Below are 13,588 nucleotides of genomic sequence, written 5' to 3'. Positions count from 1 at the left end.
TTCAAAAATCGGATACAAAAGACTTAAAGGCCGATATCTTCCGTTATTGCTTTGATTTGTTTGAGGTCCATTTTATAGACTTCAATCATTTGATCGACCTGACTTAGTCGTGAATTAGCTTCGTCATGTTTATCACACGCGTCCGACTTCACGTCCCAAGATTTGCCTTCTAAAAATACGTCACACTCTTTCTTGAGTTTCTCAATCTTAGGTAATAATTTCGACCGTTCTTTCTCGAGAGACTCTAAATCTTGCGAAATTTTTAGCTCTTTCTGGAATACTTCGCGGGACCGCTCAAACATAGTCGCTTGCATATCCGCTTGACGACTCAACTTCTCATTTTCTGACTTCGTCGTGTTGATCTTATCTGCCTGCTGCTTCAATTGAGACTCTAGTGACAAGTTAACCTTCTCGACCTCAGTCAATTGCTTTTGCAACTTCTTAAGTGCTTTCTGATGAGCTTCATCTTTCGCGGCGAGTAACTCACTAACTTGGTTTTGTATCTCTTGGTCAAGCGCCTCTTCACGCACTTTTACTTGAGATGCCAACTGGGTTTTATCTTGCGTTAGTGCTTGATACTTTTCTTCTAATACGTGGTAAGTCGATTCCCACTTGTTCGCAGTGACAACCGATCCAACAAGGCCACCAAATGCCAAGCCTAACACCGCAGCGATTGCGATATAGATATGCGTACGTTTGTCACGCTCTTCAATGACAACTACGTCGTCTTGCTCTTCCATTTTGTTCTGAGAACTCACCGTATACTACTCCAAGGACTCTTTTACTTTGCTAGCGGATCAATTCCACAAACATAATTGATGCTGTATAAATCAGAAATGCGCCAATTAATGTTATAACGGTCGCTTTTTGGACTTTTTCATTGGTTCGATAACGAAACAGCACAAATGCTACTGCAATCAACACCGCAATGGCTAATAATCTGGTCATACCGCCTCCTTGTCCACTCATGAAAAACTGCCTAGGTCCGTAGACTGTTTCACAAAGATTCATTGTAACCCATTTATACGTACCATAAGGTCAACTTAGCGTAGATTTTAAAATAAGTGCTCCGATTTTAATCAATTTTGTGTCCTTAATTGAATAACTTATGTCGTAACGGTCGAAACACATTTATCGTTCTGAAGTGTTTTTGGGTTCCATTCCCTAACCCAATAAATTTTATTTATGCCGTGACTCGCACAAAAAGATTGGCAAACATACCTTCATGAAAATTGATGAGGTTATTTCATTGAAAATAAATTGACATAGGGTGTTGAAATGGACCAAAAACATGATAGAGTTCACACGTTAATGATGACCAGCATCATTAACTAACCTTTACTCATTTAATTGAGTAATTGTTCCGATGAAGACTGCAGGAGAGTGGTTATTAATCAAATTTTAACATTTGATTAGCATAACTCGCCGAAGAATTAACTATTTCAGGTGCTACCTAGGTAGCGGGGACTGTAGTTGGAGGAACCTCTGGAGAGAACCGTTAAATCGGTCGCCGAAGGAGCAAGTCTTGCACTCACGCAAGGTGAAACTCTCAGGCAAAAGGACAGAGGAGTGGAAAGTTACAACCTAACTATTTTGCTTGGCCTTCCCGCCTACAACCAATAGCTTAGTTCTTTTAGAGATCGTTGATCTCGTCCTTTCCCTCTTCTCCTTATTAGTTGTTTTATTAAGGGGAAATCATGAACAACCTACAATCTTTACTACAAACCATCGATAATTTTGTCTGGGGTCCACCGCTGCTTATTTTGCTAGTAGGTACAGGGGTTTACTTCACTTTTAGCCTTGGCTTGATCCAGTTTAAACACCTCCCAACAGCGCTAGCGATGGTATTCAGTAAAGATAAGTCATCTAATACTCAAGGTGACGTTTCTAGCTTTGCAGCTCTTTGTACTGCGCTCTCAGCAACAATTGGTACTGGTAACATTGTTGGTGTTGCCACAGCAATCAAACTCGGTGGACCAGGCGCTCTATTCTGGATGTGGCTCGCTGCCCTTTTCGGAATGGCGACTAAATACGCCGAATGTTTGTTGGCGGTTAAGTACCGAAGAGTCGATGATAAAGGCCAAATGATTGGTGGCCCAATGTATTACTTGCAATACGGTGTTGGCTCAAAAGCTCTCGCGATCATGTTTGCAGTGTTTGCTTTGGGTGTTGCTTGTTTTGGTATCGGTACGTTTCCACAAGTAAACGCGATTCTGGATGCAAGTGAGATATCTCTTGGTGTTAACCGTGAGCTATCTGCCTTCGTACTAACTCTTTTGGTTGCTTTCGTAACTTTGGGTGGCATCAAATCCATTGCTAACGTTGCAGGAAAAGTGGTTCCTACCATGGCTGTATTTTATGTGTTGGCGTGTTTAAGCGTGATCATCATGAATGCAGACCAATTGTTCAATGCCGTTGAATTAGTGCTGGTTTCAGCCTTTACATCAACAGCAGCGACTGGTGGTTTTCTAGGTGCAAGCATCATGTTGGCAATCCAATCAGGTATCGCTCGCGGTGTGTTCTCAAATGAATCTGGTTTGGGTAGCGCGCCTATGGCAGCAGCAGCAGCGAAGACAGACTCTTGTGTTAAACAAGGCCTAATTTCAATGACGGGTACCTTTTTCGATACCATCATTATTTGTACCATGACAGGCCTTGCTCTAATCCTGACCGGTGCATGGCAAAGTGACCTTGCTGGTGCCGCGATGACGACTCATGCTTTTGCGGTGGGTTTAAATGCAGATACATTTGGCCCTATGCTCGTCTCAATCGGTTTGATGTTCTTCGCTTTTACCACCATTCTTGGTTGGAACTACTACGGTGAGCGTTGCGTTGTGTTCCTGTTCGGAACTAAAGCTGTGCTTCCATACAAACTGATTTTCGTTGGCTTGGTGGCATCTGGTGCATTCCTTCACCTCGATATGATTTGGCTACTGGCTGATATCGTAAACGGTCTGATGGCAATTCCTAACCTGATTGGTTTGATCGCACTGCGTCACGTCGTACTGGCAGAAACCAAACTGTTCTTTAGCTCAACATCGCAATCAGGTGAAGCAGTGAAAGCTTAGTGAAACGACAGCTGTTCGGTCACAAACTACCAGTAACGGAGAGCAAAGCACATTAGAAATGGTAAAAACATAAAGCCCGCTATTATTTAGCGGGCTTTATTTATCTTCGGTTAAATGGTTAATCTCTCAACCATTGATGCTCAACGTTTTCTCCACGTTCTTCAAAAAACTTCGCATTTTTTTGCTTGAATTGATCCGCTTTCAACTCTGATAGCGGCCAGTCTAAAAATGCTTCTGTTACAAACGAGTCGCCGACACCAACCTCAATCGATTCCAGATGTTTCCCGATGTAGCGATAAAAGTAGCCTTGCCCAAACGCATCGCACACCATAGGTACATGCCTGACACGTTGATGATTGACAGAGACCGAAGCCCAAGTCGTCGTTTTAGGTTCACAGGTTTGCTCTTTTACAACGTCGACCTCAAATTTATTGTCCATAGTTGTCGAAACAAAAACGACAATAGCGTCATGCAAATACACACGCCTGAGCAATAACTGTTTAGTGTCTTGAGTTCGCGTTTGTTGTATTCCATTAGCAAAAGGTTCGAAGTAGCCCCAGTGCCAAGACCAGATCATGCCGCGTTGCGCAAACTGTACTTGTGGCCACGTATGCCAAGCAACAGCGGCACCTATCCCCACAATAAATACAGCGAGTAGTATCAACAATCGATAAATATTACGCATTAAACGGGTTTTTCAATTAATAACTTCACACCAAGTGCGACTAATACTGCGCCCGTCGCGCCTTCCATCCACTTCATAAAGCTTGCATTCTTTAGTAGATTTTTAGCCGAGTTAAGCGCGCCAGCTAAACCACACTGCCAAACCATCGCAATAGCAAAGTGTACAGATGCCATCATCATTGATTGAAGCAAGGGTGAACCTTCTGGATTCACAAACTGTGGCAAGAAAGCCAAATAGAAGACCGCCGTTTTCGGGTTCAAGACGTTAGAAAGAAAGCCCTCTCTAAAAGAGCGCTTACCATTAAACACTTCGTGAATCTGCTCGGTCACGGTCAATCCATCTTTCGACGACATTAGCGCTTTTAAACTGCTCAAACCAAGCCAGATAAGATAAGCTGCGCCAATCATTTTTACGATTTGGAACAACTCTGCTGATTGCGCAAGAATCGCCGAGATACCAACCGCAGAAAAAAAAGCATGTACGAATAAGCCAAAGCAAATCCCTAGACTGGTTGTACATCCATCTTTTAGGCCCGATCGGCTAGTGTTACGGATAACAAGTGCAGTATCTAAACCTGGCGTTAACGTTAAAATCGTAATGGCAATAATAAATGCCTCGAAATTCAAAATATCCATATTATCGTGATAATTAATTGTCAATCCTTCATCAATACCGCCAATCCACAAGATTCGCAAGCTTCTTTTTTAAGAGAGCTATACAACTGGGTGAGTTTATGGACAATGGGTTGGAGTTAATTGTTAATTATTAGTAAATTAACGCAGGTTGCTTAGTGCAACACCATATGAAGGACCCGTTATCGGGTGTTTAGGGAAAGAACAAAAGAATAAGAGTAGTCACATGAACGCATTTACAAAACTCGTTGAACATTCCAAAAAAGTGGCAAATTTTGAGCATCTATCAGCCATCATAGATTGGGATCAAGCGGCGGTCATGCCACCTGGTGGCGCTGAAGCACGCTCGAATGCCACGGCAGAGCTCGATGTACATATCCATTCTTTAATGACTCAACCGCACTTGGGAGAGCTTTTCGCTCAGGCAGAAGAAGAGACGCTGTCTACAAAAGAAAAATCTATCCTAAGAGAAATGAAGCGTGGGTGGCAGCAAGCTAACTTACTACCAGAATCATTAGTTCAAGCTCAATCTCTTGCTGGCTCCAAATGTGAACATGCATGGCGTACGCAACGTGGAGAAAATGACTGGGCTGGTTTTGAAAAGAACTGGGCTGAAGTCGTAAAGCTATCGCAGGAAGAAGCGCAAATTAGAGCCGAAGCAAATGGCACGACTCCTTATGATGCCATGCTCGATGTTTATGAACCTGGCACAACGTCTGCGTCGTTAGACATTCTTTTTGCTGACGTGAAAACCTGGCTTCCTACTTTGATCGATGAAGCGCTTGAAAAACAACAATCAGACAACATCTTATTGCCAACTGCACACTACCCTGCGGAAAAGCAAAAAGCGCTCGGTTTGGAAGTCATGAAGCTACTTCAATTCGATTTTGAACACGGTCGACTTGATGAGAGTACCCACCCATTTTGTGGCGGTGTACCGACAGATGTGCGTATTACGACACGTTATAATGAAAACGAGTTTGTCCAATCATTGATGGGGATTGTCCACGAAACTGGCCATGCTCGATACGAGCAAGGGCTACCAAAAGATTTATCAGGAACACCCGCGGGAGAAGCTCGCTCTATGGGTATTCATGAATCACAATCACTCTTCTTTGAAATGCAAATAGGACGAAGCAGCGCGTTTATCGATCACCTCGCTCGACTGGCTTCTAACCATTTTTCTGGTAGTGAATTCGAAAAAGACAATTTAGCCAAAATTTACACTCGCGTAGAAAAAGGCTTTATTCGCGTAGATGCTGACGAACTAACATATCCTGCTCACGTTATTCTTCGATATGAAATTGAGCGAGATCTCATGAACGGCGTCATCAAACATACAGATGTACCAGAACTCTGGAACGAAAAGATGAAAGCGTACTTGGGGCTATCAACCGAAGGAAACTTCAAAAATGGCTGTATGCAAGATATCCATTGGACAGACCCTCAGCGATCGCACATCACTTCCACTAACAGACTGAAAAATAATGAAAAGCGACTAAGCAAGCACAACTATAAAGATGGTTGCATGCAAGACATCCATTGGTGCGATGGAAGTTTTGGGTACTTTCCAAGCTACACGCTGGGAGCCATGTACGCAGCTCAATTTATGGCAGCTATGAAACAATCAGTAGATGTAGATGGAGCAATCCTTAGAGGAGATCTTACGCCAATTTTTGTCTGGCTATCTGATAATATCTGGAGTAAAGGTAGCTTGTTAAGTACAGATGAACTAGTCAAGCAAGCTACAGGGGAAACACTTAATATACAGCACTATAAGGATCACCTAAGAAGTCGCTACTTGTAAAAGTAATACATTCACAAAATAACAACAAACAACAATAGGAAGAGGGCATAATGCTTACTTTTAATACGTTAAAAGAACGTCACCGTCGTGAGCGAAATAGCTATTCGCAATCACTTTCTACTCGTGTGCATCGCTCTCTAAGTTGGCTAAAGAAAGCAGAAGCATGCGAAGATGATGATTCTACATTTACTTTCCTTTGGATAGCTTTCAACTCAGCTTACGCTCAAGATTTTGAACAAAAAGCAAACTACGGTGAGCGTGGCTTGTACCAAGAGTTTCTATCTCGCCTTGTTGAACTAGATTCTGAAAAACTTTTATCTGAGATCGTTTGGCAAAACTACTCTGGTGCAATCAGAGCTACGCTCGACAATGAATTTATACTTGAAAGCTACTGGCAATACCACTCAGGTCGAATCTCTGAAACAGATTGGAAAGAAGCACGAAGTAAAGCAAAAATCGCTGCAAATTCTGCATTAGGACACAGCAACACGGCTTCCGTACTTTCTATCGTCTTTTCTCGGTTATATACCTTACGCAATCAGATTATCCATGGAGGTGCGACATTCGGCAGCTCTGTAAATCGTCAACAACTCAGGGATTGCACTACATTACTGGAACAAATTATTCCAGTTATCATTACAATTATGATGGACAGTAGTAAAGAGTTGTGGGGAGATCCTGTTTATCCACTGATAAAGGATTGAATAAGCTTAGAGAATGCGACATTCAATGTTTGTCGCTCTTCTATTTTTGAACCTACATAGCCTTTTCTTAGATTCCACAAGTGTTCAAGCCTTGCAAAGTGGCATATCTAAAAATCATCTACAGCGACATACGAGTTTGGTCTAACAAACACATCAACTTAATACTCGGCAGGTGACAATACGGTAATGGCTATTATTGTCACTAGCCAAGTTCTGAAGTAACAAGACCTCGACTGGATAGTTCTTTAAGGCATATGGAGGCTGGTAATAGTAGTAATCAATATTAAGGCTCTAGTCGGTTAATTTGGCCAATAACGTTACGCCTCTTTATGGAACTTTATTCACATTTTATTTGTAAACGTTTGAGTTAACTAAGCAGTGAACTCTTCTGGTACGTGTATAAGATTGGCATTATCCCCGAATAAGTCTTAGAGGCATTTAAAACCCTACTCTTGAAGCTTCTATTGGATAATTAGCACAACTAATACGACACATTACGACGTAGTACTATGTATTCTCAATGCCTGTGTTAAAACTGATGTGGGTAAATGATGGTATTTGATTCTATCAAGATACACGAAAACAGAGTTAACTCTCATTACGAGAAGACTCTGCTAGAAACGATTTCTCATTTAGAACAAGAAAACAAAACACTTCTACAAAAAATCACGCAACTAGAATCACGACTAAATCATGATTATCTAACAAAGCTTAAAAGCCGAGAAGCTGCTCTGAACGCTATAGATTCGTCTTTGAACAACAATAAGGTTCATACTATAGCAATTGTATTTATGGATATGGATAATTTAAAATTAATCAATGACTATGGTGGTCATATCTTAGGTGATGAGGCGTTGAAACTCTTTGGTTCAACTTTAAAGTTATTAGAAAAGCCTGCACACTGCATATCTCGTCTAGGAGGAGATGAATTTATTGCGATCTTACCAAATTACACAGAAAGTCAAGTACGTGAATGGTGCTTTGCACTAGATGAAACACTTCAAAAAATCAAACCATTGATCTTCAATACACAAGAAATCAAAGTTACAGTTTCAACAGGATATTATTTATATGACAAGCTCTCTGATAACCTACCTAAAACCAGTCAGGATATGATTGAGTTGGCTGATTTTTCTATGTATGAGTCTAAAAGAGAAAAGTTTACAATAAGAAAAAGACCTCCCACAACACAGATGATTCAACATATACCTGTTCAACTTGAAAATGCAAGTGTCAAAAAATGAAAATTATCCGTACTTCTAGACGCCAGTGAACCTGCAATCTCAGGTAACGTTACATCGAAAAATCCTTTAAAGGCAGATATAAATTTTATCTTTGAGGAAAAATAAATATTATTCCGAACATGCTCATTCATTACTTTCCACAATCGCTCTATTAGAATTAAGTTTGGACTGTATGGCGGTAAATAATGAAACTCGATATTGAGTACTTTTGCTGCATTTATCACCAATTCTGTTCGGCGATAATGCCGCACTATCTAAAATTAGGTGAACTTTCTGCTCTAATGGATAGTGCTCTTGCTTCAGTTTCGCTAAGAAGCGAACAATGCATTCGCTGTTGATCGTGTTGTAGTTTTCAGTCACTGTCGCACCAATATCTTCCAGAGATAAGGCGCCGATAATATTAAGGCGAGTATGGCTACCCGTAGTTTCATGAGCTTGTTCTAACACTTACGGAGCCAGCCATATCTCAACTTAGTCGATTGAGTTGGATCAACTGCATCCATAAATAACACGGGTGTATTACTCTGTTTTAGAGCTTTGTAATATCAACAAAAGCCTGTTGTTGCTCCGTGTTAAACTTGTGAGTAACCCCTTTGGGTTTCTTATATGAGATTGTGATGTAGCCACTTGCTCATACCAGTAACGGCATAGCGAATACCAAACTCAGTCTCTACATAAGTGACAATTTGATGGGTATGAAAGTAAGTCTCTCAGCTAGATTTTCGATGGGCTGCATGGTTTGGACAGCAGAAAGTCGGCTCTGGCTACCATCATTTCAGGCTTATTTTTTCTGAGAGAACATAATCACTGAGATGACGAGCAACTGTCGTTTCGTGAATACGAAATCATGCTCTGGTTCCAGCATTTAGAAGCAAGTAAAACTGCTTTGATACGATCACACTCTCGACTATCACGAGTTGAATCGTGCATCTGTTCGAGTTGTTGTTTCTGTTTAGGAGTCAGTATTATTTTCATGGTACGTAGCATAATCCTGATTTCATCGAAAATCATTCATCTTCAATGAACACAGGGATATAAACAAATATCATATTATTCCAAGGGTCATAAACTTCTTATTATCTTATCAAGATAACATTAAAATCATGAGTTTTGAAACCTATATTTTATCAAATTTTTAAACCATCAACCATAGATATTTACATAGATTAATAGAAAAAACCATATAATTTACAAAAATTAAATAACATACTAAATATTGTACAAAAAATATAAATAATAATTTCTTTTTTATTTAAAGACTTCAAACAGATTACCTTTAATTATTTTACAAATTTAAATATTCACACTCATTAGCGAGGCTATTTTAAAATAATCAATAAACTAAAATTCATTATAAATGGTTTCGAACAAAATATATTTAAATTGTATAATATTTATGGTTATAATATAAGAGAGAAATAAATTAACAAGCGGATACTGCTCTTCCCCATTTGTTCCAAATGGCTCGTTTGTAGCTTTAGCCTCCTCTTCAGTCGGTTGCGCTAACATGCTTCGCAGTTATCGCTAAGTCGCACGCTGTTGCTCTATAGATAATAAAAATAAAATAATAATAATAAAAAGAGAAATAATAAAATGAAGATTTCAGAAAAAGAAGACTTAAATAAAATAATAAGAGAAGTAGTAGTTAACACAAAAAGAGAAAATAAAGACAAACTAAGAGCGCTTATCGAGCAGGCAGATTACAGCTTAGAAGAATTGCAATTTATTGTACCTTCTCTTCTTCCTCAATTTTCAAACACATCAAAAATTACATTTAGTTCTCATGCGCATTTTTGCAACTTCATAGTAAAAAGTATTTACGTTAAAAATAATCCAGGTAACTATGACGAAAATGCTGTTGCTGACTCGCATCACATCTTAGATGCAGTCGAGGGCGGTTTCAAAGAAGAGCGTAAAGAAACTAAAGACTTATACAATATTGCATTAAAAACACATATAACAGCAGAACAACACGAGCGCTTCATCGCTAACAAGAAAAGTCACAACTACCGTTCAAACGCTGCTTTTCTCAGAGATATAGCTTTAAACCAAGTCGAACCACGTCCGAACAATGACGAAGCGTATTCAAACTACTTTAAAGAAACTAAAGAGTTATCAAAAGCACTACAGGTACTTTCAGAAGACATTGAAGATGCTGACAGCGCTAAGATAGCTAAACTAAGTAAATGCATTAAAGAGCTTAAGAAGAGCATTGATACTACGCGCAAGCTAGCAATAGATTCTCACTCATCAGCAACAGCTAAAGTACTAGCTTTAAAATACTTATCTTCGCGTCAGTTAGATGAGATATGCAAACAAAAGATACTAGAAGAAGCTGAATTATAAAGCCTGAATTCCCTCCTTGTCCAAGGAGGGCTTATCTACATTACTTATTACTTTCTCACTCACAATAATAATAAAGAGACATTAAAATGGTATTTACAGAATTAGAATGCACAAGAAGTCAACAAACCGCAAAGGACGCTCAGAACCTCGTCGAATATGGCGCTAAACAAAAAGACGCAGATAACTTGGTGAAATATGGCGCGGGTAAAACAAAACATGCTCCTGCATCTGAGGGACATTCCTTCTTTATCTGTGCCAACGAAATAGACTCTATCCCTGTTGAGATGGGCGAGCTAGCTACAGGTGCGGACTGGCACGATGCTATCACTGAACTGCAAAGCAGCTACAGGCACAACCCTACAGTCAAACATCCATTCCGTCACTTCGTCATATCTATAGACGCTGGCGAGCATCTAACAGATAAACAGTGGCGTAAAACAGTTAGAAAGACTATGAATCGTCTTGGTTACAGAAACGCACGCTACATCGCATTTAGACATGCAGATACTGATTCTCAGCACGTACACATAACAGTATCAACACAAGACTTGGAAACAAACAAAGTCATCAGCAACTGGATGTCTGTTGAAACCGCCCAGGAGGTAATGCGTGAACAAGAAAAAGAATTTGGATTAAGACAACTAGAAAACTCAGCATCAGTGCTAGCAAAAGGAGAAGCAGTCACTTCTGACAAGTACTCTCACTCAGTCAAATTAATGATGAGGCGCTTAGTTGAATCAAGCATTAAAGAGCTGCCGATGCTAGCGCAAGCTAGAGCAAATAACATCGACAAACTGACAGGTAATAAAGAGAAAGATGAGCACACCAGCAAAGCAAGCTTAGCTCTTTATCAAATAGCACTACTAAGGAATGGCGTCGAAGTAATACTTAAAGAAGACAGAAACAACGAAAAATTCGTTGGTCTTGTTTACAAATACAATGACTTCATCATACCCGCATCAAAACTCAGAAGTGGGAATAAGTTCACGCTTGGCGGATTGATAAAATCAGGTGTTCTAGCAAGTGATGCAAACATGATAAGTAGTTATGACAATTCACAAGTTGAAAATTTCGACATTAGAGAAATGTTTGAATCGCAAAAAGAAGACGCAGAACGAAGATTTTCAGCAACGAGAAGAGATGCTGAGGCACATGCTACTAAAGTCAAAAAACAAGCAGAAGAATGGGATAAGAACATGTTTAACTGCTTCATTATCTCATGTAAAAAGCAACATCAAAAAGCGATGGAAGATGCGATTGATTTTTGGCTGTACCACGGCAAGCGCATCAACAAGCGCGACAAAGCTTTTGTTCACGCAATTTATGAGCAAGAAAAGGGCATTTACTCTGCATCTAAAACGCTTAGTAAATTCTTCTATCATCTACTACTAATCCTCTTCGAACTGAACAAAAAAAATCACTGGGAATTAAAAATCACCCCAGTTGCTAAACACGAAGACCAAGAGCTAGCAATAGAACAAACCATTGAAAATATAGAAAAAATGTATGAAAGCGAAGGGGTTATTGCTGACAACAAAAAGCAGAACAGAAGACGAAACATCAAGAAGAAACCAAAAGATATCGCTGAAAATACATATTAATTTAAAAAGAGGGCTGAAGCTCTCTTTTTTATTTTTGTAATATAAATAGAAAAACTTACCATCATTTAAAAATAAAAAATCAACTGAAGAATTTAATACAAACAATAACATTATAGTTTATATTATAAATTTAAATGGTATAATATAAAATATAACAACAATAATAGTAAAAAGATAATAATATGAGTATTTTTAAAAAAATAAATGATGAATTAACTGATAACGTTAAAGTAACACCAAAACAAAAGAAATCTCCCCTACCGCGATTTCAAAAAAACAAAAGTGGCAAGATACTTTACATTATTGTCCGAGATCCTGAGTTAATAAATGGTAGCGGCAACGCAACACATATAACATTAATAAAGCTACCGATCACTGCCCCCTCCTCTCCGCGTTCTATAAAACACCTCATTGCCAAATATGGCACTGAAGAAGCGAAATCTGGAAAGTACGAAATTACTGAGCACAACTTTGACGAGATCATGTCTCACTTCAGACCAGCTAACGAGTTATATAAGAAGTACAGAAAAGAAGAACTGCATGAAAAGCAAAGCGTTGTTATTAATTCAAAAGAAGAGCAAGTCTGCAAGATTGCTGCATTGATACATCAAGCATCAGATGCTTTTGACGAGCTAGAGGGTGAAGATGAGATTGATGTTCTTGAAGCACAAGAAATCCATCAGGCTTTGTACCGAGTGAAAAACAGACTCAGAGCAGCAAGAATGCCTGATACTTACTATAACGAGTTTCTCTTTAAAGAAGATGATAAAGAATCTGTTGAGCATATGCGCAGTAAGCGTAAGTTTAACCTTGAAGACAAAGCTAGCCTTATTAGATTCGTTAAAGTCTTTTCTAAGCTAACCCCTCTAAAGCTTCGTGACCGTGACTCATCAAAAACTGATACAAAAGCAGTAGCATTAAGAAGAAAAATCGAAGAACTCAAACAAAAAGTAGAATAGAACCAACAGCCCCGATGGGGCTGTTTTTCCTTTTTACCCTTGACTGCGGGTAAAGCGCAAACTACCCTCTATCGCGGGTAAATACGAGGAATTGTTATGTTGATAACATCATCTAGGCAGTTAGCAATACATCTGCGTGACGAAAGAAAACACAAGAACCTGTCGCAAGCTAAGGCTGCCGACCCCGTGGGTCTAAAACAAGACACTATTTCCAAGTTTGAGATTAATCCAGAGACCACCAGGATTCAGACGCTATTTCGCATCTTATCATCGCTAAATCTGGAAATGCATATAGTGCCGAAAGGAGAAAGTATCGAACTGAAAGCCGACAGTGGGAGCGAAGAGAAATGGTGAATAAAGCCATTCCCACTCATGAGAATCAACAAAATCAGCATGTTCAACGAAATAAAGTGCCGCTGATTTTAAGCAAGCTACCCCATTCCCATGCATGGGAATACAATTAGATGTACTAATTCAGACCTGATCTGACAGTTACCCATTTTTGACTCGGTGCCTGTCAGATTATATCTGGGCTAGATTCT

The 13,588-nt window shown here is 39.5% G+C and carries 12 protein-coding genes, 1 pseudogene and 1 riboswitch; of the genes and pseudogenes, 8 read left to right on the top strand and 5 right to left on the bottom strand.

Annotation, left to right across the window (positions count from 1 at the left end):
- Positions 1 to 23: 23 nt before the first annotated feature.
- Both R7Z10_RS07355 and R7Z10_RS07350 read right to left on the bottom strand, forming a co-directional pair.
- Positions 24 to 758 (bottom strand): chromosome partitioning protein ParA, encoded by a 735-nt coding sequence (locus tag R7Z10_RS07355; protein WP_318104484.1) that lies wholly within the window; start codon positions 756 to 758, stop codon positions 24 to 26.
- 31 nt (positions 759 to 789) lie between these two features.
- On the bottom strand, positions 790 to 948 hold the full coding sequence (locus tag R7Z10_RS07350; RefSeq protein WP_318104482.1) for a hypothetical protein: 159 nt from the start codon (positions 946 to 948) through the stop codon (positions 790 to 792).
- A gap of 527 nt (positions 949 to 1,475) precedes the next feature.
- A riboswitch (glycine riboswitch) is annotated at positions 1,476 to 1,575 on the top strand.
- Between the two features lie 122 nt (positions 1,576 to 1,697).
- On the opposite strand from R7Z10_RS07350, the gene R7Z10_RS07345 reads away from it, so the two are divergent.
- Positions 1,698 to 3,068 carry a sodium:alanine symporter family protein gene (locus tag R7Z10_RS07345; RefSeq protein ID WP_047100667.1) on the top strand — a complete coding sequence of 457 codons (1,371 nt, stop codon included), beginning with the start codon at positions 1,698 to 1,700 and terminating at the stop codon, positions 3,066 to 3,068.
- Positions 3,069 to 3,186: 118 nt separating this feature from the next.
- On the opposite strand, the gene R7Z10_RS07340 is transcribed toward R7Z10_RS07345, so the two are convergent.
- Together R7Z10_RS07340 and R7Z10_RS07335 are read right to left on the bottom strand one after the other, a co-directional pair.
- On the bottom strand, positions 3,187 to 3,753 hold the full coding sequence (locus R7Z10_RS07340) for a hypothetical protein (protein ID WP_005385713.1): 567 nt from the start codon (positions 3,751 to 3,753) through the stop codon (positions 3,187 to 3,189).
- Positions 3,753 to 4,388: a LysE family translocator gene (locus R7Z10_RS07335; protein WP_017820932.1), complete on the bottom strand. Its 636-nt coding sequence runs from the start codon at positions 4,386 to 4,388 to the stop codon at positions 3,753 to 3,755. Before R7Z10_RS07335 ends, R7Z10_RS07340 begins: the two co-directional genes overlap by 1 nt.
- A 223-nt stretch (positions 4,389 to 4,611) precedes the next feature.
- Between R7Z10_RS07335 and R7Z10_RS07330 the strand changes: the two genes are divergently transcribed.
- The 3 genes from R7Z10_RS07330 to R7Z10_RS07320 all read left to right on the top strand — a co-directional run bounded on the left by R7Z10_RS07330 (position 4,612) and on the right by R7Z10_RS07320 (position 8,140).
- Positions 4,612 to 6,192: a carboxypeptidase M32 gene (locus R7Z10_RS07330; protein WP_318104479.1), complete on the top strand. Its 1,581-nt coding sequence runs from the start codon at positions 4,612 to 4,614 to the stop codon at positions 6,190 to 6,192.
- 50 nt (positions 6,193 to 6,242) lie between these two features.
- On the top strand, positions 6,243 to 6,896 hold the full coding sequence (locus tag R7Z10_RS07325) for a HEPN domain-containing protein (RefSeq protein WP_276418644.1): 654 nt from the start codon (positions 6,243 to 6,245) through the stop codon (positions 6,894 to 6,896).
- 548 nt (positions 6,897 to 7,444) lie between these two features.
- Entirely contained in the window at positions 7,445 to 8,140 is a 696-nt protein-coding gene (locus tag R7Z10_RS07320; protein ID WP_318104476.1) for a GGDEF domain-containing protein, read from the top strand.
- On the opposite strand, the pseudogene R7Z10_RS07315 reads toward R7Z10_RS07320, so the two are convergent.
- A pseudogene (locus R7Z10_RS07315) lies at positions 8,110 to 9,115 on the bottom strand (IS630 family transposase). The gene R7Z10_RS07320 and the pseudogene R7Z10_RS07315 overlap by 31 nt on opposite strands.
- A 618-nt stretch (positions 9,116 to 9,733) precedes the next feature.
- Here R7Z10_RS07315 and R7Z10_RS07310 point away from each other — a divergent pair.
- The 4 genes from R7Z10_RS07310 to R7Z10_RS07295 all read left to right on the top strand — a co-directional run bounded on the left by R7Z10_RS07310 (position 9,734) and on the right by R7Z10_RS07295 (position 13,400).
- The gene (locus tag R7Z10_RS07310) at positions 9,734 to 10,486 is read left to right on the top strand and encodes a chromosome partitioning protein ParA (protein WP_318104475.1); all 753 of its coding nucleotides are present in this window, start codon (positions 9,734 to 9,736) and stop codon (positions 10,484 to 10,486) included.
- A gap of 86 nt (positions 10,487 to 10,572) precedes the next feature.
- Positions 10,573 to 12,087 carry a relaxase/mobilization nuclease domain-containing protein gene (locus tag R7Z10_RS07305; RefSeq protein WP_318104473.1) on the top strand — a complete coding sequence of 505 codons (1,515 nt, stop codon included), beginning with the start codon at positions 10,573 to 10,575 and terminating at the stop codon, positions 12,085 to 12,087.
- Positions 12,088 to 12,269: 182 nt separating this feature from the next.
- A complete protein-coding gene (locus tag R7Z10_RS07300) occupies positions 12,270 to 13,046 on the top strand; it encodes a hypothetical protein (protein ID WP_318104472.1) in 777 nt (258 codons plus the stop codon).
- Between the two features lie 96 nt (positions 13,047 to 13,142).
- The gene (locus tag R7Z10_RS07295) at positions 13,143 to 13,400 is read left to right on the top strand and encodes a helix-turn-helix domain-containing protein (protein WP_025593110.1); all 258 of its coding nucleotides are present in this window, start codon (positions 13,143 to 13,145) and stop codon (positions 13,398 to 13,400) included.
- Positions 13,401 to 13,588: the final 188 nt, after the last annotated feature.

This window comes from Vibrio sp. Vb1018 (assembly GCF_033338775.1).
Taxonomy (GTDB): Bacteria; Pseudomonadota; Gammaproteobacteria; order Enterobacterales; family Vibrionaceae; genus Vibrio; species Vibrio alginolyticus.
This window is presented reverse-complemented; position numbering and strand designations above follow the sequence as displayed.

Coding starts and splice junctions, on each gene's coding strand:
- R7Z10_RS07350 (WP_318104482.1), bottom strand. CDS start 948: ATGACCAGATTATTAGCCATTGCGGTGTTGATTGCAGTAGCATTTGTG.
- R7Z10_RS07345 (WP_047100667.1), top strand. CDS start 1,698: ATGAACAACCTACAATCTTTACTACAAACCATCGATAATTTTGTCTGG.
- R7Z10_RS07340 (WP_005385713.1), bottom strand. CDS start 3,753: ATGCGTAATATTTATCGATTGTTGATACTACTCGCTGTATTTATTGTG.
- R7Z10_RS07335 (WP_017820932.1), bottom strand. CDS start 4,388: ATGGATATTTTGAATTTCGAGGCATTTATTATTGCCATTACGATTTTA.
- R7Z10_RS07330 (WP_318104479.1), top strand. CDS start 4,612: ATGAACGCATTTACAAAACTCGTTGAACATTCCAAAAAAGTGGCAAAT.
- R7Z10_RS07325 (WP_276418644.1), top strand. CDS start 6,243: ATGCTTACTTTTAATACGTTAAAAGAACGTCACCGTCGTGAGCGAAAT.
- R7Z10_RS07320 (WP_318104476.1), top strand. CDS start 7,445: ATGATGGTATTTGATTCTATCAAGATACACGAAAACAGAGTTAACTCT.
- R7Z10_RS07310 (WP_318104475.1), top strand. CDS start 9,734: ATGAAGATTTCAGAAAAAGAAGACTTAAATAAAATAATAAGAGAAGTA.
- R7Z10_RS07305 (WP_318104473.1), top strand. CDS start 10,573: ATGGTATTTACAGAATTAGAATGCACAAGAAGTCAACAAACCGCAAAG.
- R7Z10_RS07300 (WP_318104472.1), top strand. CDS start 12,270: ATGAGTATTTTTAAAAAAATAAATGATGAATTAACTGATAACGTTAAA.
- R7Z10_RS07295 (WP_025593110.1), top strand. CDS start 13,143: ATGTTGATAACATCATCTAGGCAGTTAGCAATACATCTGCGTGACGAA.